We start from the raw sequence: 17,799 nt of genomic DNA, 5'->3' as shown, positions 1-17,799 counted from the left end.
AGCAGCCACGTCAGGTCGGCGTCGATGTCGAGGCCGGGAAGGGTCTCCTCGCCCGCCCGCAGCCGGCCGACGATGCCGGCCTGCTCGGGCGTGGCGATCGAGTTGGCGAACGCGGTCACGAGCTGCAGCTGGCTGTCGCTGCCGGCCTCGGCGTGCTGCGCGAGTGTCCACAGGCCGTCGGCGATCCGCTCGCGGGCGGCAGCGCGCGATTCGGGGGCGACGTAGATGTTCGCCGCGAGCTGCAGCTGCGCGAGCGTCGTGCGCACCGTCGTCGATTCGGTCTCGTGGCCGATGTTGCCGAGCACGAGGTCGATGTAGTCGGAGGCGGCGGTCTCGGCATCCCGGGTCTGGTCCCACGCCGCACCCCACACGAGCGAGCGCGCGAGGGGGTCGGAGATGTCGGACAGGTGCGCGATGGCCGTCTCCAGCGAGCGCTCGTCGAGGCGGATCTTCGCGTACGCGAGGTCGTTGTCGTTGAGCAGCACCATGTCGGGACGCTCGAGGCCCTGCAGCTCCGGTATCTCGGTGCGGTCGCCATCGACGTCGACCTCGACGTAGTGCGTGCGCACGAGCTCGGACCGACCGGCCGACTCGCTGAGATCGTAGAACCCGATGCCCAGGCGGTGCGGGCGGATCGTCGGGTAGTCGGCCGGAGCCGTCTGCGTCACCGCGAAGCGGGTGATGACCCCCGCGGCGTCGTCGACGATGACCGGTGCCAGCGTGTTGACGCCCGCCGTCTCGAGCCACTTCTTCGCCCAGGTGGTCAGGTCGCGACCACTGGTGGCCTCGAGCTCGGTGAGCAGGTCGCTCAGCTCGGTGTTGCCCCAGGCGTGCTTCTGGAAATACTGGCCGACACCGGCGAAGAACGCGTCGATGCCGACCCAGGCGGTCAGCTGCTTGAGCACCGAGCCGCCCTTGGCGTACGTGATGCCGTCGAAGTTCACCATCACGTCTTCGAGGTCGTTGATCTCGGCGACGATCGGATGCGTCGAGGGCAGCTGATCCTGGCGGTACGCCCAGGTCTTCTCCATCGCGTTGAAAGTCGTCCAGGCGGCCTTCCACTCGGTTGCCTCGGCGGTGGCGATCGTGGATGCCCACTCGGCGAACGACTCGTTCAGCCACAGGTCGTTCCACCACTTCATGGTGACGAGATCGCCGAACCACATATGCGCGAGCTCGTGCAGGATCGTGACGACGCGGCGCTCCTTGACGGCGTCGGTCACCTTGCTGCGGAACACGTACGTCTCGGTGAAGGTCACCGCTCCGGCGTTCTCCATGGCGCCCGCATTGAACTCGGGCACGAACAGCTGGTCGTACTTCTCGAACGGGTAGGGCACGCCGAACTTCGCCTCGAAGTACTCGAAGCCCTGGCGGGTCTTGTCGAAGATGTAGTCCGCGTCGAGGTGCTGCCACAGGCTCCTGCGGCCGTAGACGCCGAGCGGGATGACCCGGCCCGACGAGCTGGTCAGCTCGGAGAAGGTGGCCTCGTAAGGGCCCGCGACGAGCGCGGTGATGTACGACGAGATGCGCGGGGTGGGGGAGAAGCCCCAGGTCGCCACGCCCTCGGAGCCGGACGACGCGTCGTGCACGATCGGCTCGGGGGTGGGGGAGTTGGAGACGACCTTCCACGCCGAGGGCGCGGTCACGGTGAACTGGAACGTCGCCTTGAGGTCGGGCTGCTCGAACACGGCGAACACGCGGCGGGAGTCCGGCACCTCGAACTGCGAGTAGAGGTAGACCTCGCCGTCGACGGGGTCGACGAACCTGTGCAGCCCCTCGCCGGTGTTGGTGTAGAGGCAGTCCGCATCGACGATGAGGACGTTCTCGGCCTGCAGGTCGTCGAGCGCGATGCGCGAGTCGTCGAAAGCGGTGCTCGGATCGACCTGCTCGCCGTTGAGCGTGATCTCCCGGACATCGCGCGCGATGAGGTCGATGAAGGTGGACGCGCCGGGCGTCGCGGTGAAGCGGACCACACTGCGCGAGCCGAACACCTCCGCACCCTTGGTCAGGTCGAGCGAGATCTCGTACGACTGCGTGTCGATGACGGCACGGCGCTCCTGCGCTTCGATACGTGTGAGGTTTTCTCCAGGCACAGCTGATTTCTCCCATTGGTGGAGGGGACGTCGTGGTGCGTCGACGCTGCTGGCGCCGACGGCAACCATGACAGCCTACGCCAGCCCCGCACGCAGGTGCAGACCTCGATGCTGGCTCATAGACAGTCGGTGACAGGATGTAGCGCGTGAGCTCCTCAGAGAAGATCGTCGTCCCGCACGCCTCGCCGGCCGCATCGACCGGCTCCGCACACGTCGAGGTCCCCGTCGCCTACGACGGCATCCTGCTCGCCGGTTTCGGCGGTCCCGAGGGCCAGGACGACGTCATCCCGTTCCTGCGCAATGTGACCCGCGGGCGCGGCATCCCGGATGAACGGCTCGAGGACGTCTCGCACCACTACCGTCACTTCGGCGGCGTCAGCCCGATCAATGCGCAGAACCGCGCGCTGAAGGCGGCGCTCGAGGCCGAGCTCGCGGCGCGATCGATCGAGCTGCCCGTGTACTGGGGCAACCGCAACTGGGCGCCGTACCTCGAGGATGCCGTGGCCGAGGCCGTCTCGGACGAGCACACCACCCTGCTGGCGTTCGCGACCAGCGCGTACAGCTCGTTCTCGAGCTGCCGGCAGTACCGCGAGGACTTCGCGCGCGTCCTCGACGGCACCGAGTACGACGGCCTCGTCACCATCGACAAGATCCGTCCGTTCTTCGATCACCCCGGCTTCGTGCAGGCGTTCGTCGAGGGAGTGCACGACGCCGTGCGACAGCGCCTCGAGGAGGGGTTCGCGGCCGATCAGATCCAGGTGCTGTTCTCCACCCACAGCATCCCGATGGACGACGCCGTGCGCTCGGGCCCTCGCGACATCGACTGGGGCGAGGGCGGCGCGTACGCCGTGCAGCATGAGGCGGTCAGTGCGTGGGTGATGGCGCGGGTCGCCGAACTGACACCCGCCGCCGCAGACGTGCCGTGGGAGCTCGTGTACCAGTCCCGTTCAGGCCCCGCGTCGCAGCTGTGGCTCGAACCCGACGTCTGCGACGTCATCGGCGAGCTGCCCGAGCGCGGACGACGTGCCGTGATCGTCGTCCCGGTCGGCTTCATGAGCGACCACATGGAGGTTCTCTGGGATCTCGACACCGAGGCGAAGGAGGCTGCGGAGGACGCGGGGCTCGCCTTCGCGCGCACGCCCACCCCCGGTGTCTCACCGGCCTTCGTCGCGGGCATCGTCGATCTCGTGCAGGAGCGACTGGAGGGCCGGCCCGCCGCCGACCGAGCCCACGTGACCGACCTCGGACCGTGGTTCGACGTGTGCCGTCCCGGATGCTGCGAGAACATCCGCGCCGGCTTCAAGCCCGCGGCAGCGGGCATCGCCCCCTGATCCCCGCGCCCCACTCGAGACATCGCTTCGCGCTGTGTTGAGCCTCCGGGGCGCGTGGCCCCCTTGCCAGGTGCCCTTCACGTCGAAATAGGATTCCCTCATGCGCATCCACATCGCCACCGATCACGCTGGACTCGACTTCTCGACCCGCCTGCAGCAGCACCTGCGCGACGCCGGACACGAGGTCATCGATCATGGCCCCGTGGAGTACGACGCGCTCGACGACTACCCCGCGTTCTGCATCCGCGCGGCGCAGGCCGTGGTCGCCGATCAGCACGCCGGCGTCGAGGCGCTCGGCGTCGTGTTCGGCGGATCGGGCAACGGGGAGCAGATCGCCGCGAACAAGGTCGCAGGGATCCGTGCAGCCCTGGTGTGGAACCTCTCGACAGCCGAGCTCGCGCGCGAGCACAACGACGCGAACGTGATCTCGATCGGCGCTCGCCAGCACAGCTTCGACGAGGTCAGCTCGTTCATCGACCGTTTCATCGCGACGCCGTTCTCGGGGGACGAGCGTCACGTGCGGCGCATCGGTCAGATCGCCGACTTCGAGAACGACGGGTCGCTGCTTCCCGACCCGCGTCAGGAGGGTGTCGGCTCCGCCGACGGGCGGGCCTGACATGCCCGAGGGGCATTCCGTCCACCGCATCGCCCGGCAGTTCGCGCGCAACTTCACCGGTCGGCCCGTCGCAGCGTCGAGCCCGCAGGGGCGCTTCGCCGAGGGGGCCGCGGTGCTCGACGGCCGTGAGATGGTGCAGGCGATGGCGGTCGGCAAGCAGATGTTCCTCGAGTTCGAGGATGCCGTCTGGCTGCGCGTGCACCTCGGTCTGTACGGCGCATGGGACTTCGCCGGCGAGATCGTGGCGGACCCGACCATCGCATCCGCGAACGGACGCATGGGGCAGACCAATCAGCGCGGCACCGACATCGATGAGGCGATCTACGACGACGCCGGCGAGAACTCACTGACCTCGATCGGCGCTCCGCGCAGGTCGCGGGTGCACGTGCGGATGTCGGAGCAGACCCGCGGGCTCGCCGACGAAGGCGACGAATGGCCCCCGCCGGTGGTCGGACAGGTGCGGCTCCGGCTGCTGAACGAGACCACCTGCGCTGATCTGCGCGGGCCGACGGCGTGCGCGCTGCAGACCCCCGACGAGATGCTCGCCACGGTCGCGAAGCTCGGCCCCGATCCGCTGGTCGGCGACCCCGCCGAGGGTGAGGAGCGCTTCGTGCGGACCGTGCGCCGCAAGCCCACCCCGATCGCGCTGCTGCTGATGGACCAGTCGGTGGTCAGCGGCATCGGCAACGTCTACCGCGCCGAGATGCTCTTCCGGGCTCGGCTCGAACCGCACACCCCCGGTCGCGACGTGCCCGAGGAGGTCGTGCGCGCCCTGTGGCACGACTGGGTGCGGCTGCTCTCGATCGGCGTCGAGACCGGCCAGATGATGACCATGGACGGCCTCACCGACGACGCGTACCGCGCGGCCATGGCCAGTCGCGACGACCGCCACTGGGTCTACCACCGCGCGGGACTGCCGTGCCGGGTGTGCGGCACGGAGATCGCCCTGGAGGAGATCGGCGCCCGCAAGCTGTACTGGTGCCCGTCCTGCCAGCGATGATCGCGACCCGCGCGCGATGACCGAACCTGAGTGCGCGCTGTGAATAGGATGGCTGAGTCCGTTCGCAACGTCGCACGACAGGAGACCTCATGGACCTTTCCGCGCTGCAAGGCGTGCTCGAGAACATCAGCTCATGGATCTGGGGGCCGTGGCTCCTCATCCCGCTGCTGCTGGGCACCGGCCTCTACCTCACCATCCGCCTGGGCGGACTGCAGTTCATCCGCCTCGGCGCAGCGCTGCGCCTCGGCCTGTTCACCCGCAAGGACCCCGGTTCCGACGGTGACATCTCGCAGTTCCAAGCGCTGACCACGGCTCTCGCCGCCACGGTGGGCACCGGCAACATCGTCGGCGTCGCCACCGCCATCGGCATCGGCGGCCCCGGCGCGCTGTTCTGGATGTGGGTGACCGGCCTGCTCGGCATGGCGTCGAAGTACTCCGAGGCGTTCCTCGGCGTGCGCTTCCGCACCACCGACTCCGCCGGCGAGAAGAACGGCGGACCGCAGTACTACCTCGAGCGCGGCATCCCGAACCGGTTCGGCAAGTTCCTCGCGATCTTCTTCGCCGTCGCCGCGGTCATCGCCTGCTTCGGCATCGGCAACATGACCCAGGGCAACTCGATCTCGGCCAACCTCGAGAACAGCTTCAACGTGCCCACCTGGGTCACCGGCATCCTGCTCACCGTGTTCGCCCTGCTGGTTCTCGTCGGCGGGATCAAGTCGATCGGACGCGTCACCGCCGGTCTCGTGCCGGTGATGATCATCTTCTACGTGCTGGGCGCCGTCTACATCCTCATCGCCAACATCGGCGGCGTGCCGGCGGCCTTCGCGCAGATCTTCACCGACGCGTTCACCGGCACGAGCGCCGTCGGCGGATTCGCGGGTTCGGCGATCATCATCGCCGTGCAGTACGGCGTCGCACGCGGCATCTTCTCGAACGAGTCGGGCATGGGCTCGGCCGCCATCGCGGCCGCCGCGGCCAAGACCAGTCACCCCGTTCGTCAGGGGCTCGTGTCGATGACGCAGACGTTCATCGACACGATCATCGTCGTCACCTGCACCGGCCTCGTGATCATCACCACCGGGGTGTGGAACATGACAGACCCTGCGACGGGCAAGCAGTTCGACCCCGCTGTGATGACCGGCGAGGCCTTCTCGCACGGACTGCCCGGCGAGTGGGGCCACTACATCGTCACGATCGGTCTCGTGCTGTTCGCCGGCTCCACGATCCTCGGCTGGTCGTACTACGGCGAGCGCAGCATCGAGCGTCTCATCGGGCGCCGGGCGGTGATGCCGTTCCGCGTGATCTTCTCGCTGGTGGTCTTCATCGGATGCACCGTGCAGCTCGGCGTGGTGTGGGCCTTCTCGGACGTGATGAACGGCCTCATGGCGCTGCCGAACCTCATCGGTCTGCTGCTGCTCTCGGGCCTCGTGGCGCGCGAGACGAAGAAGTACCTCGACAACGACCCGAAGCTCACCGCGACACCCGAAGAGGTCAACGCGTTCATGGCCGGTGATAAGGCGTTCGAGGACTGGAAGACCCAGTCGATCCCGGTGGCCAAGACTCCGGTGTGAGATGTCGTTCGGCCGGTCGGTCATAGGCTTGCAGGGTGCGCCAGAACCCCAGCTTCGCCATGACCGACCCGGCCGAACTGCGTCGGGTCGTCGAACGCCATCCGTGGGCGACGATCGTCAGCGCCGCGGACGACGGCCTGGTCGCGTCGCACTACGTGGTGCTGCTGGACGACACCCGTGACGACCTCACCGTCGTCGGCCATGTCGGGCGCCCCGATGACCTCATCCACGGGCTCGGCGACCGTGAGCTGCTCATCTCGTTCCAGGGGCCGCACGGCTACATCTCACCGGGATGGTACGGCGACGTCGCCTCGGTCCCGACCTGGAACTTCGTCTCGGTGCATCTGACCGGTGTGCCCGAGATCCTCTCCGATGCCGAGAATCTGCGGGTGCTGGAGCGGATGGTCGATGTCTTCGAGAATCGGATGCCGAATCCGCGGGGCATGTGGACGCTGCCCAACGACGAGGCGTTCGTGCAGCGCCTGGCAGTGGGCACCGTCGGCTTTCGGCTGACCCCGACGAAGGTCGGCGCGAAGCGCAAGCTCAGCCAGAACAAGCCGCTCGAGACGGTGGACGAGATTCTGGTCGCGCTGGAGGGCAGTGGCGCGTACGCGAACGCCGAGCTTGCGGCCGAGATGCGCCGCGCGCACGAGGTGCGCAGGGAGCGCCAGTCATGACCGCGGCCGGCGAGCACGTCGACGTCATCCGCGCCGTCCGTCTCACCGGACCCGCCGGCGTGCCGTTCGGCGACGATCCGGTCGATCTGCTCATCGAGCGCGGCCGCATCGCCGACATCGCCCCGACGGGGGCGCTTCCCGCCCGCGGGGTCGTGCTCGACGGCGAGGGCGGCCGGGTGATCCCGGGGCTCTGGGACCACCACGTGCACACGGTGCAGTGGGCACTGGACGCCGAACGGGTGCAGCTCGGGGAGGCGCGCAGTGCCGCCGAGGCGGCTCGCATGATGGCATCCGCGGTGCCGCTGGCCGATGAGCGTGTGATCGGCGCGGGCATGCGCGACGCGCTGTGGCCAGACCAGCCGTCGCTGGAGGCCCTCGACGCGGCGTGCGGCGACCGGGCCGCGTACGCCGTCAACATGGACGTGCACAGCGTCTGGCTGAACTCCGCCGCCTTCCGCCGCGAGGGCCTCGCGCCGACCGCGGACGGGATGCTGCGCGAAGAGGACGCGTTCGAGATCTCGCGGCGGCTGAACACCGCCGATGACGCGATGGCGGATGCTGCCGTGCTGCGCGCCGCGGAGCGGGCGGCCGCCCGCGGCATCACGGGGATCGTCGACTTCGACATGGCATGGAACGCTGCTGCATGGCAGCGCAGGTCGGATGCCGGATTCGACGCGCACCGGGTCGAGTTCGCCTTCTACGCGGCGAACCTCGAGCGGGCGGTCGCCGACGGACTGCGCACCGGAGAGCTGCTGGCGGGAACAGACGGGCTGGTGCGCGTGGGTGCGCTCAAGCTCATCACCGACGGGTCGCTCGGCACGCGCACCGCTGCCTGCTCGCACGCTTACGGAGACGATCCGAGCAACTTCGGGACGTTCACGATCGACCCGGACGCCGTGCGCGGGTATCTCACGGTCGCGACGGGTGCGGGGCTCGACGTGGCGGTGCACGCCATCGGGGACCGCGCGGTGGCGTCGGCTCTGGACGCTTTCACCTACACCCAGGCGCGAGGCACGATCGAGCACGCCCAGCTCGTGCGGCATGCGGATCTCGCCCGCTTCGCGCGGCTGGGCGTCGTCGCGAGCGTACAGCCCGAGCACGCGGTCGACGACCGCGACCTGGTGGGCACGCTGTGGCAGCATCAGCAGGCGATCAGTCATCCCGTGGCGTCCCTGCTGGCCGCAGGCGTCCCTGTCCGATTCGGGTCGGATGCCCCTGTGGCACCGCTGGATCCCTGGTTGACGATCGCCGCGGCTGTGCACCGCACCGGCGACCAGCGCGACCCGTGGCACCCCGAGGAGCGCGTGTCGATCGCGGCGGCGCTGCGTGCCAGCAGTCATCACGGCGAGACGGAGCTCGAGATCGGCGGCATCGCCGACCTGGTGCTCTGCGCCGGCGACCCGCTCACCGCGGGCCGCGAGGAACTGCGTCGGATGCCGGTGACCGCCACACTGCTCGGCGGGCGTCTCACTCACCTGGCCTGATGGAGGAAGACGGAACGCCCGACCCCCGATTGTCGGGAGTCGGGCGTCCAGGCGGTGCCCTGTGCCTGTCGAAAGGTCAGGCCGCGATGTGCGAGATGAGGAACCAGCGGTCCTTCTCGAGACCGCGCTGGATCTCGATCGCCACGTCCTGGCTGGTGAGATCGACCTCGTCGAGACCGTCGACGGCGGCCTTGACGTCGACGAGGATGGCGTCGATGTCGCCGATCACGGCCCGGATGAGCTCATCCGACTGCTCGAAGCCCGCCGGCACGGCGGTGCTGCCGGCTCTCTCGGCCACGGTCTGCACCCGGGCGTCGATGGGCAGGCCGAGGGCGACGATGCGCTCCGCGGCCGTGTCGGCGAAGTCTCCGGCGTGCGCCACGATCGTGTCGAGCAGCTCGTGGACGCCGACGAAATTCGCCCCGCGGACGTGCCAGTGAGCCTGCTTGCCGTTGACGGTGAGGGCCTGCAGGCCGTGCACCACGGGGGAGAGGAACTGTGCGGCGGCAGCGGCGACGGTCGGGTCGACAGCGATGCTGGGAACGATCTGGGCCTTGCTCATATGAACCTCCGAGGTATCTGCTTGCACGTCTACTGAGTACAACGGTACTCAGCGCGAACCATTCCGCAAGCAAGCCTAGGCAACGCTTACCGACCCTCACTTCCGCGAAATCACGCGGAAGTGAGGGTAGTCTCACCTTCATGAGCATCGCCGGGAACGCCTCCGTCATCGCCCTCGGAACGCAGGTTCCCCGCATCGCCGCCGGGGCCTTCGTTGCAGACGGGGCGCGCATCGTCGGCGATGTCACTCTGGGTGATGCCGCGAGCGTCTGGTACAACGCGGTGCTGCGCGCGGATTCGGCATCCATCACCGTGGGCGCATGCAGCAATGTGCAGGACAACGCCTCGGTGCACGTCGACCGCGAGCATCCCGTCGTCATCGGCGTCGACGTGTCGATCGGTCACAACGCCGTCGTGCACGGGTGCACGATCGGCGACGGCTCGCTCGTCGGCATGGGAGCCGTCGTGCTCAGCGGCGCGGTGATCGGCGCCGGATGCCTGATCGCCGGCGGCGCTGTCGTGCTGGGCGGAACGCAGGTGCCGGAGGGGTCGCTCGTGGCGGGCGTGCCCGCGAGAGTGCGCAGGCCGCTCACCGACGACGAGCGTCGCGGCCTCATCGCGAACGCCGAGATCTACCTCGACCACACCCGCACGCATGCGGCCGCGCAGACGCGGTAGCCGACGGCTCGGAGGGTAGGCTGGTCGTCTACGGGGCGGTGGCCAAGCTGGTTAAGGCAGTGGGCTCATAACCCAACGATCGTCGGTTCAAGTCCGACCCGCCCCACTCCTGTGCCGTCACTCGCTCAGTCATCGGTGCGGAATCCGGACGTCTTGTGCGCACCGTCGCAGAACGGCTTGATCGACGACAGCCCGCACCGGCACAGCGCGATCGTGCGACGGTGGCGTTCGATCGGTCTACCCGCGGCCGACTGCAGATCGACGTCTCCCCGCACGAGCAGCGGGCCATCGGTGCATGCAATGATCGTCGGCGCGTCGGTCCTCGCGGTCATGTGGTGCTCTCCTCATCGCGGTGAGACCCGAGTCTTCCGCCGGGACGCTGCGGCCGGCAGGGACTTGACTGTCGGCGGCATGCCGTGTCAAGGCCTGTGATCGCGCGTCCGCACCGACCTAGGGTTGTGTCTCGCGCACCGAGGATCCGGTCGAATCCTCGCCTGACGAAGGAGCCCCATGACACTCAGCCTCTCCTCCGATGCGACGGCCGTCGCCATCACGCCGCGTGGCCCGCTCAGCGCCGCCCTGCTCGGGGTGCTCGCGGAGCAGGCCTCCGACCAGGCGGAAAGCCTGCCGCAGCTGGCCCGGGATGCGGTTCTCGTCGAGGACCCGATCACCGATGACGACGTGCAGCTCTCGCTGTTCCTGCTGTACTCCCTGGCATACGGGTCGCTGCCGCAGTTCGGCGCGCACTGGGAGTGGGACGTCTCGCTGCTCACCGCGCGCGCAGCTCTCGAGCGCGCATTCGAAGACGCCGTGCGCGCCGCGGTGCCGCTGCCCGAGCCGCCGGAGCCCACCCGCGAGGCCGTCGCTGCGGCACTGTTCGCCCTGGCGGCTCCGCAGCCCGGGCCGAGTCTGTCGCACTTCGTCAGCCGCAAGGCCGACATCGAGCAGGCGCGCGAGCTGCTCATGCACCGCAGCATCTACACGCTCCGCGAGGCGGATGCGCATTCGTGGGCGATCCCCCGACTCACTGGCCGGGCCAAGGCGGCCCTGATCGAGATCCAGGCCGACGAGTACGGAGGCGGACGGGTGGAACGCATGCACCAGGTGATGTTCGCCGACGCGATGCGCGGCGCCGGCCTCGATGACACCTACGGCGCGTACGTCGACGCCGTGCCGGCGATCACCTTCGCCTCATTCAACCTGATGACGATGTTCGCTCTGAACCGCCGGCTGCGGGGCGCCGTGGTGGGTCACCTGGCTGCCTTCGAGATGACCTCGTCGCTGCCGAGTCGAGCGATCGCCGAAGGACTGAGGCGGATCGGGTTCGGTGACGACGTCGCGGCGTACTACGACGAGCACGTCGAAGCCGATGCGGTGCACGAGCAGATCGCGGCGCGCGACCTGGCCGGCTCGCTGGCCGAGGACTCACCTGAGCTTCTCGACGACATCATCTTCGGAGCCGCGGCCTGCCTCACCGTCGACGGATGGGCGGCGGAGCACATCCTGCACGCATGGGAGGCGGGCCGCAGCTCTCTGCGCATCGAGCGTCAGCCGGCCTGATCGTCCTCGGGCGCCGGCGCGGATCCCTGATCGGCGGTGCCACCCGGATCGGCGGTGTCGCTCTGCGGACCGCCGATGACGCCGATGCCCACCGCTTCGTGGTCGGGCTCGGGGTCGTCCGGATGCTCGACCTTGGGCTCCTCGCCCGGCTCCTTCTCGGTGCTCGGCTCGTCGAGCTCCTCCGTCGTGGGTTCCTCATCGGGCTGCTCGTGGATGTTCGACATCTCAGCTCCTTTCCGCTTCCACGGTGGCCGAGGCGAGACGAGCGGGCAACGGGGTTGACCGGCGGGCGGGCCGAGGTAGCATCGCGCTCGGGCCGGATGCAAGGCCGGTGCTCCATCCGCCCGGATGCGGCATCCTGATCCCATGGCCACAGATGCGCGGGACTCCGATGTGCACCACGACGGTGAGCATCGGGAGGCGACGGCGCTCATCGTGCGTCGTGTCGCGCGAGGGTTCTTCCGCACCTACTGTCCGGATGCGGCGGCCGGGCTGACGTTCTACGCGATCCTCGCGATGTTCCCCGCCCTGATCGCGGCGTTCTCGGTCATCGGCGTGTTCGGTGAGAAGCGCGGTGCGACCGATGCCGTGCTCGACCTGCTGCGTGAGGTCGCTCCGGAAGACATCGTGCAGGCGCTGCGGCAACCCCTGGAGCAGCTCGCATCGACGGCCGGAGCCGGCTGGGTGATCGTGCTGGCGCTCGTGTTCGCGCTGTGGTCGGTCGCCCGGTACGTCACCGCACTCGGCCGCGCGATGAACCGCATCTACGGCGTGCCCGAGGGACGGATGTTCTGGAAGGCGAAACCGGCGCATCTGCTCGTCACGCTGGCCGTGTTCGTGCTCGTCACGATCGCCTGCGCCCTGGCGGCTCTCAGCTGGCCTCTGGCGCAGGCGCTCGGACGATCGCTGGGCGCGGGCGAGGTCGCGCTGACGGTCTGGCGCATCGCCCGCTGGCCCGCCGTCGCCCTGGTCGTCTGCCTGATCGTGGCGATCCTGTACTACTTCGCGCCGAACGTCGACCACCCGCGCTTCCGCCTGATGAGTGTCGGGGCGCTGGTCGCCATCGCCGCCTTCGCGGCGGCATCCGTCGGCTTCGGGTTCTACGTCAGCAACCTCGCCGACTACGACCGGATCTACGGATCGTTCGCAGGAGTCGTGATCTTCCTGCTGTGGCTGTGGATCGGCAACATCGCCCTGCTCGTCGGTGCGCTGTTCGACGCCGAACTCGAGCGCGTACGCGAGCTGCGGCGTGGCGTGCCTGCCGAGCGCGACCTGCAGGTGCCGCTGCGCGACACGACGCGCCTCGAGAAGACCGCCGAGAACGACGTGGCAGACGAGCGGCTCGCACGCCGGCTGCGTCGCTCGCGCCGCTGATCCGGTCAGCGGTCGCCCGGATCGTCGCCGACCAGGCGCGCGAGGGCGAGCGCGTCGTGTGGCGCATGACCGCGGGCGTCGTTGTCGAAGTAGACGAAGACGTCGCGGCCGGCGCCGTGCGACGCCCAGCGGGCGCACCGCTCCGCCCAGTCCTGAAGTTCCTGAGCGGTGTACCCGCTCGCGTACAGCTCAGACGCGCCGTGCAGCCGCACGTAGACGAGGTCCGTGTCGCCGGGCTCGAATCGGGGCCATCTGCCGGCCGTGTCTGCAACGGTGAGAGCGACGCCGTGCCGGTTCAGGATCTCCGCCAGGCGCGGATCGTCGAAGGTGGCCGAGCGCGGCTCGAGCGCGTAGCGCAGCGGACGATCCGCGACATCCTCAAGCCATGTGCGGTCGCGCATCCGTGCGTCATGCCGCGAGCCGAGGGCTTTCGCCTCGGCTGTGCTGCGCGGCAGGCCGGCGAGGAAGGCGTCGAGGACATCAGGGTCGAACTCCTGCCGCTCCGGCAGCTGCCAGAGGATCGGTCCGAGAGTCGGGCCGAGCGCGAGCACACCCGACGCGAAGAAGTTCGCCAGCGCGGTGGTGGTGTCACGCAGGCGCAGCATGTGCGAGATGTATCGAGACCCCTTGACCGCGAAGGTGAAGTGATCGGGCACTGCGTCGCGCCAGCGCAGGTAGCTCTTCGGGCGCTGCAGCGAGTAGAACGAGCCGTTGAGCTCTACGGTCGAGAAGTGCTCGCCGATGTACGCCAGCTCAGCACGCTGCACCAGGCCGTCCGGATAGAAGTCACCGCGCCACGAGCCGTAGCGCCACCCGGATGTCCCGACGCGGATGCGCGACGACGGGGAGGCGGAGCGATCGGGCGGCGTCATCCCGATGACCATAGGCGCGCGCATGGATCGGCGCGACGGCCTTGACGCGGAACGGGACTGCGGTCACGCTGGGAATCATCGCGGAGGAGGACGAGATGAGCGGTCATCACGACGATCAGAGCACCGAGATCCCCGAGGCGGATGCCCTGGAGCAGCGTCGCGACGCTGTTGAGGAGCCGCACGATCCCGAGCGCACCACGACCCGGCCCCTGCCCGACGGAGTCGGCGCCGACCCGGCGGACGTGATCGATCAGAGCGTCGACGTCCCCGTCGACGACGACGAGCGCGGCGAGACGATCTGACCGCCCGCTCAGCGCACGCGGCGGTCGTGCGCGAGATCGATCAGGCGGGGAAGCACGTCGCCGGCGCGCAGGCCGTTGTGCTCGTGCTCGCTGGTCACCCAGGTGCGCACCCCGGGCAGCAGCCGGGCGGTCTCCATTGAGAACTCGTACGGCACGTACACGTCGTTGACGTAGACGGCGGCGGCGCCGACGGCTCCGGAGGCCTGCACCGCGCCCGCGTCGTAGATCCGCGGCCACTCGTGCTCCGCCAGCGCGACCGCGACGTCGCGCCACGGGCGCAACGCCGGAACCGTCTCCGCCCAGCCGCGGCGGATGTGCTCGCCGGTGAAGAGCGTCGGATCGGCGGCGAAGTCCGCCGGCTCCATGCGCTCCGCCGACCAGCGCGTGGTGTGGCCCGACGCGTAGCTCGACTCGTGGAACACGAAGTAGAGCGGGTTGCGCCCGCCGTACGGCATCGCCGCGGCCAGGTCGTGGCGGAAGGCGTTCGAGGCGGGATCCAGCTCGAGCAGTGACCAGAGCGCCTGCCAGCCGTCATTCGTGCCCAGAGCGGAGCCTGCCGAGCGCAGCCTCGACAGCGAGACCACCTCGCCGTCGGGCAGAGTGAGATCGCCCGCGAGCGCGAGGTCGGCGAGCCGGCGCATCCGGTCGCGATGCTCGGGAAAGCGCCGGTAGTAGCGCTCGGAGGCGTCGCGCATCTTGTCGTAGCAGAGCGCGTACACCTCGTCGGGGGAGCGGTCGAGCGTGCTCAGACCGCCCGTGATGTACACCCGCTCGAGCGATGACGCATCGGTAGACAGGTAGGCGAGGGTCGTGAACCCACCGAACGACTGCCCGAGCACATTCCAGCGCTCCGCGCCGAGATGCTCGCGGAACGCCTCGCAGTCGCGCACGATGGCATCCGCCCGCAGATGCGTGAGATGCTCGGCGACCGCCTCGGCGCCGCGTGCCAGATCCCCGTCTCCGACCGGCGTCGAGCGCCCCGTGCCGCGCTGATCGAGCAGCACGACGCGGTGCTCGGCGAGAGCGGCATCCAGCCACGACGGAGCGGACGGGGAGTGGAACGGCCGGGGTGCCTCGTGGCCCGGCCCGCCCTGCAGGAACACCAGATAGGGCAGATCCTCGCCGCCGTCACGGCTGACGACGGCTGCGAAGACGTCGATCGTGCGCGTGTCAGCGGCATCGCCCCACACCAGGGGCAGGGTGAGCGTGTGCTCTTCGACGGTGAGGTCCTGCATGCGCCGGACAGTGGTCTTGGCTGTGGTGGACGTGGTCATCACATCACGTTCCCTATGTACGAGTACTTCACGAACACCTCGGCGGCGATGCCGGACTCCTCCAGAACGCCCTGCAGGGCCGTCATCATGTAATGCGAATCCCAGCCCATGTAGAGGAAGTGCGATTCGTCGAACTCATCCCACTGGCCCTTCCAGGCCATCTCGCCGTACAGCGGGCCGCCGTGCTTCTCGCTGTACGAGAGCGCGGCGAGACGGTCATCGGTCCACGCGCGACGGAAGATGCGGTTGAACAGCGCGCGGACGTCCTTGATCTCCCAGTGCTCACCGCGGTACTCGCAGTAGTCGAACTCGCGATCCCATCCGGCGGGCCAGCCGCGCCGGCGCACCGCATCGAGCACGGGCGTGAGTCCGTCGTCGTCGATCTCGCCCACATCCGGCCGGGGCCAGATCCGCAGCAGCTCCGCGGTCAGCCGCACCGTGCGGGCGGCTATGGCCGCCGTGTTCCATGCCGGGATCTGCGCCAGCTCCCTCGTGGCCGAGACGGCGCTGCGGGCATAGGCGAGATCGCGCTTCTCGGGGAACGATGCTCCGAAGACCCGCAGGGTGAGCGAGTCCTCGAGCAGGGTGAGGTTGCCGAGCGTCGGAGTCAGCGCACGGTGCGCGTTCTGCTCGTCTTCGCTGTACTCGTTCCACGAACGGGTGCCGTCGCCGCTCCAGGTCGTGGCGGGAACAGGGGGGACGATGGTCTCCACGTCGTAGTCGGACAGGTCGTCGACGCCCTCGATCCGACCGAGCACGTACGCGGGGTGGGGGAGCTCGCCGTACTTCAGCACCGCGCTGACCCGCTCGTCCGACGGCGTGATGCGGCCGATGGCGCGCATCAGGGCGTCGTGACCCTCGCCGCGGGCGCGGCACAGCCGGGCGATGAGACGGTCGGCCGGGAGCCCGACGATCGCGCGGCGCAGGAACAGCGCCTGCACCCACTCCAGCACGTCGATGAGCTGCTCGCGCGGGATGATGCCACGGCGGTGATCGGCGTAGGCGCTCATCACCAGCGGGTACGACGTGCGTCCGAAGGTGTTCAGCAGCTGCAGCTGCAGTCGGAGAGCCGCGTCGGACTCGCGAGAGGGATCGAGCAGGATGCCGTAGATCTCGGCGTACTCGCGCCAGACGGCCGCATCGTCGCGGAGGTGCTCGAGATCGAGCCGGGGGAACGACCGGCGGAACGCGGCATAGACGCCGTGCTCGCCGGCCGCGTCGATCTCGCGCCCGGTCGTCATCACGAGGTAGTGGCGCCAGAAGGCGCCGATCGTCTCGCCCGTGTGCTGCTCGATCGGCAGCCAGAACTCCCGCTCGATCCGCAGCTGCTCGGCGTGCGAGAGGCCCATCAGGATGTAGTTGTGGATCAGTTCGTGATCCCGCAGCGGTCGCCCGGTCGAGTTCAGACTCTCGAAGATCTGCTGAGCGCTGGCCTGCGGCCCGAGGGTGATCGACACGTGCTCGAGACGCTGCAGGCCGCGCCAGATGGCGGGGGCCTCGTCGGCGTGCACCTGGCTGCGGAAGAAGGCGTAGTTGTCGTCGAAGCGCGACTCGCGGTCCGCGTCATCGCGTCGGTCGAGCACCACCGACTCGTAGAGACCGGCCCACTCGTCGTGCGGGCGCAGCTTCGTGCGGGCGGGATCGTCTGCGCGCACGAGCACTCGCTGCAGCTCGGACGCGAATCGCGGGTCGCTGTCGCGGACGGCGTGGTGCAGAGCGGCGATGAGCAGCATGATCGTGGTGATCCGCTGCTGGCCGTCGATGAGGATCAGGTCGTCATCCGCCGCTCCCGCGGCGTCGGGGGCGGCATCCCGGCCCGAGAGGATCGACCCGATGAAGTGCCGGTGACCGTCATCCTCGCCGGCCACCGCCCGGATGTCGGAGAGCAGCTTCTCGCAGCCGCCGATGTCCCACCGGTACTGGCGCTGATAGACCGGGACGACGATGTTCGTCGTCGAAGCGGAGAGCCATTCGATCGTTCCCGTCGCGTGTGCTTCGACATTGGTCGCCGTTGCCATGACTGCGTGATTCCTCCGGATGGCGGGGTGACGAGCCGCCGCATCGAGTCTAGTCCGGGGGGATTTTCTCCGGCCGAGGAGCCGGGGTGCGTTCAGGACCCCGATGTAGGCTTGCCTAAGTAGGGCCTGTTAAAACGTGCTGGCCCATTACGAAAGGACATGACTCAGATCATGGGATACATCAAGTCCGCAGCCCTCGAAGACAAGGGATTCGTCATCCTCGACAGCTACGGCGGGGAGATGGACCCGAAGGAATGGCTCGACATCGAGTATGTCGACTGGAAGTCTTCGGGCGACACCCGCTTCTCGCCTCTCGCCAGCGCTAAGGGCGAGATCGAGTGCAACGGCTTCTGGAACCACAAGCCGCCGCGCACCGACAAGGACGGCG

17 protein-coding genes, 1 tRNA gene and 1 pseudogene are annotated in these 17,799 nt (G+C 68.9%); 12 read left to right on the top strand and 7 right to left on the bottom strand.

Features of this window, described 5'->3' with window-relative positions:
- Positions 1–2,093: aminopeptidase N (pepN, locus tag RT309_RS07595; protein ID WP_313356255.1), on the bottom strand; the 2,093-nt coding region annotated here is incomplete at its 3' end.
- 146 nt (positions 2,094–2,239) lie between these two features.
- Here pepN and RT309_RS07590 point away from each other — a divergent pair.
- From RT309_RS07590 to RT309_RS07565, 6 genes are all read left to right on the top strand, one after another.
- Positions 2,240–3,424, top strand: coding sequence for a ferrochelatase (locus RT309_RS07590; protein ID WP_313356254.1), 1,185 nt, complete (start codon positions 2,240–2,242; stop codon positions 3,422–3,424).
- Positions 3,425–3,524: 100 nt separating this feature from the next.
- Positions 3,525–4,040, top strand: a complete 516-nt coding sequence (locus RT309_RS07585) for a ribose-5-phosphate isomerase (protein ID WP_313356253.1) — start codon at positions 3,525–3,527, stop codon at positions 4,038–4,040.
- A gap of 1 nt (position 4,041) precedes the next feature.
- Entirely contained in the window at positions 4,042–5,040 is a 999-nt protein-coding gene (locus RT309_RS07580) for a DNA-formamidopyrimidine glycosylase family protein (protein WP_313356252.1), read from the top strand.
- A gap of 89 nt (positions 5,041–5,129) precedes the next feature.
- Positions 5,130–6,611, top strand: coding sequence for a sodium:alanine symporter family protein (locus RT309_RS07575; RefSeq protein WP_313356251.1), 1,482 nt, complete (start codon positions 5,130–5,132; stop codon positions 6,609–6,611).
- A gap of 35 nt (positions 6,612–6,646) precedes the next feature.
- A complete protein-coding gene (locus tag RT309_RS07570) occupies positions 6,647–7,288 on the top strand; it encodes an FMN-binding negative transcriptional regulator (RefSeq protein WP_313356250.1) in 642 nt (213 codons plus the stop codon).
- Positions 7,285–8,772 carry an amidohydrolase family protein gene (locus RT309_RS07565; protein WP_313356249.1) on the top strand — a complete coding sequence of 496 codons (1,488 nt, stop codon included), beginning with the start codon at positions 7,285–7,287 and terminating at the stop codon, positions 8,770–8,772. The genes RT309_RS07570 and RT309_RS07565 overlap by 4 nt, the downstream gene beginning before the upstream one ends.
- 76 nt (positions 8,773–8,848) lie before the next feature.
- Here the strand turns inward: RT309_RS07565 and RT309_RS07560 are convergent, their stop codons facing one another.
- On the bottom strand, positions 8,849–9,334 hold the full coding sequence (locus RT309_RS07560; protein WP_313356248.1) for a DNA starvation/stationary phase protection protein: 486 nt from the start codon (positions 9,332–9,334) through the stop codon (positions 8,849–8,851).
- Between the two features lie 140 nt (positions 9,335–9,474).
- Here RT309_RS07560 and RT309_RS07555 point away from each other — a divergent pair, with 140 nt between their 5' ends.
- Together RT309_RS07555 and RT309_RS07550 are read left to right on the top strand one after the other, a co-directional pair.
- Entirely contained in the window at positions 9,475–10,011 is a 537-nt protein-coding gene (locus tag RT309_RS07555) for a gamma carbonic anhydrase family protein (protein ID WP_313356247.1), read from the top strand.
- A 32-nt stretch (positions 10,012–10,043) separates the two neighbouring features.
- Positions 10,044–10,117: transfer RNA gene (locus tag RT309_RS07550), tRNA-Ile, on the top strand.
- A gap of 19 nt (positions 10,118–10,136) precedes the next feature.
- On the opposite strand, the gene RT309_RS07545 is transcribed toward RT309_RS07550, so the two are convergent.
- Positions 10,137–10,343, bottom strand: a complete 207-nt coding sequence (locus RT309_RS07545) for a CDGSH iron-sulfur domain-containing protein (RefSeq protein WP_313356246.1) — start codon at positions 10,341–10,343, stop codon at positions 10,137–10,139.
- Between the two features lie 178 nt (positions 10,344–10,521).
- Here RT309_RS07545 and RT309_RS07540 point away from each other — a divergent pair, with 178 nt between their 5' ends.
- Positions 10,522–11,571 carry an iron-containing redox enzyme family protein gene (locus RT309_RS07540; protein WP_313356245.1) on the top strand — a complete coding sequence of 350 codons (1,050 nt, stop codon included), beginning with the start codon at positions 10,522–10,524 and terminating at the stop codon, positions 11,569–11,571.
- Here RT309_RS07540 and RT309_RS07535 read toward each other — a convergent pair.
- Positions 11,559–11,795, bottom strand: coding sequence for a hypothetical protein (locus RT309_RS07535; protein ID WP_313356244.1), 237 nt, complete (start codon positions 11,793–11,795; stop codon positions 11,559–11,561). The two genes, RT309_RS07540 and RT309_RS07535, sit on opposite strands and share 13 nt — an antisense overlap.
- A 142-nt stretch (positions 11,796–11,937) precedes the next feature.
- On the opposite strand from RT309_RS07535, the gene RT309_RS07530 reads away from it, so the two are divergent.
- Positions 11,938–12,945, top strand: coding sequence for a YihY/virulence factor BrkB family protein (locus RT309_RS07530; protein WP_313356243.1), 1,008 nt, complete (start codon positions 11,938–11,940; stop codon positions 12,943–12,945).
- Positions 12,946–12,950: 5 nt separating this feature from the next.
- On the opposite strand, the gene RT309_RS07525 is transcribed toward RT309_RS07530, so the two are convergent.
- Entirely contained in the window at positions 12,951–13,817 is an 867-nt protein-coding gene (locus tag RT309_RS07525) for a DUF72 domain-containing protein (protein ID WP_313356242.1), read from the bottom strand.
- Between the two features lie 95 nt (positions 13,818–13,912).
- Between RT309_RS07525 and RT309_RS07520 the strand changes: the two genes are divergently transcribed.
- Positions 13,913–14,119: a hypothetical protein gene (locus RT309_RS07520; RefSeq protein ID WP_313356241.1), complete on the top strand. Its 207-nt coding sequence runs from the start codon at positions 13,913–13,915 to the stop codon at positions 14,117–14,119.
- An 8-nt stretch (positions 14,120–14,127) separates the two neighbouring features.
- On the opposite strand, the gene RT309_RS07515 is transcribed toward RT309_RS07520, so the two are convergent.
- Together RT309_RS07515 and RT309_RS07510 are read right to left on the bottom strand one after the other, a co-directional pair.
- Positions 14,128–15,393, bottom strand: coding sequence for an alpha/beta fold hydrolase (locus RT309_RS07515; protein ID WP_313356240.1), 1,266 nt, complete (start codon positions 15,391–15,393; stop codon positions 14,128–14,130).
- Positions 15,393–17,411 (bottom strand): DUF262 domain-containing protein, encoded by a 2,019-nt coding sequence (locus RT309_RS07510; protein WP_313356239.1) that lies wholly within the window; start codon positions 17,409–17,411, stop codon positions 15,393–15,395. Before RT309_RS07510 ends, RT309_RS07515 begins: the two co-directional genes overlap by 1 nt.
- 159 nt (positions 17,412–17,570) lie before the next feature.
- Here RT309_RS07510 and RT309_RS07505 point away from each other — a divergent pair.
- A pseudogene (locus RT309_RS07505) lies at positions 17,571–17,799 on the top strand (hypothetical protein); the annotation flags it as partial.

This window comes from Microbacterium sp., assembly GCF_032084865.1.
GTDB lineage: Bacteria > Actinomycetota > Actinomycetes > Actinomycetales > Microbacteriaceae > Microbacterium.
The sequence above is the reverse complement of the archived record's forward strand: the minus strand, read 5'-3'. Positions and strand labels throughout refer to the sequence as shown.

Bases quoted from the DNA above. Each gene is read 5' to 3' on its own strand.
- RT309_RS07585 (WP_313356253.1), top strand. From the start codon at position 3,525: ATGCGCATCCACATCGCCACCGATCACGCTGGACTCGACTTCTCGACC.
- RT309_RS07580 (WP_313356252.1), top strand. From the start codon at position 4,042: ATGCCCGAGGGGCATTCCGTCCACCGCATCGCCCGGCAGTTCGCGCGC.
- RT309_RS07575 (WP_313356251.1), top strand. From the start codon at position 5,130: ATGGACCTTTCCGCGCTGCAAGGCGTGCTCGAGAACATCAGCTCATGG.
- RT309_RS07565 (WP_313356249.1), top strand. From the start codon at position 7,285: ATGACCGCGGCCGGCGAGCACGTCGACGTCATCCGCGCCGTCCGTCTC.
- RT309_RS07560 (WP_313356248.1), bottom strand. From the start codon at position 9,334: ATGAGCAAGGCCCAGATCGTTCCCAGCATCGCTGTCGACCCGACCGTC.
- RT309_RS07555 (WP_313356247.1), top strand. From the start codon at position 9,475: ATGAGCATCGCCGGGAACGCCTCCGTCATCGCCCTCGGAACGCAGGTT.
- RT309_RS07545 (WP_313356246.1), bottom strand. From the start codon at position 10,343: ATGACCGCGAGGACCGACGCGCCGACGATCATTGCATGCACCGATGGC.
- RT309_RS07540 (WP_313356245.1), top strand. From the start codon at position 10,522: ATGACACTCAGCCTCTCCTCCGATGCGACGGCCGTCGCCATCACGCCG.
- RT309_RS07535 (WP_313356244.1), bottom strand. From the start codon at position 11,795: ATGTCGAACATCCACGAGCAGCCCGATGAGGAACCCACGACGGAGGAG.
- RT309_RS07530 (WP_313356243.1), top strand. From the start codon at position 11,938: ATGGCCACAGATGCGCGGGACTCCGATGTGCACCACGACGGTGAGCAT.
- RT309_RS07525 (WP_313356242.1), bottom strand. From the start codon at position 13,817: ATGACGCCGCCCGATCGCTCCGCCTCCCCGTCGTCGCGCATCCGCGTC.
- RT309_RS07520 (WP_313356241.1), top strand. From the start codon at position 13,913: ATGAGCGGTCATCACGACGATCAGAGCACCGAGATCCCCGAGGCGGAT.
- RT309_RS07515 (WP_313356240.1), bottom strand. From the start codon at position 15,393: ATGACCACGTCCACCACAGCCAAGACCACTGTCCGGCGCATGCAGGAC.
- RT309_RS07510 (WP_313356239.1), bottom strand. From the start codon at position 17,411: ATGGCAACGGCGACCAATGTCGAAGCACACGCGACGGGAACGATCGAA.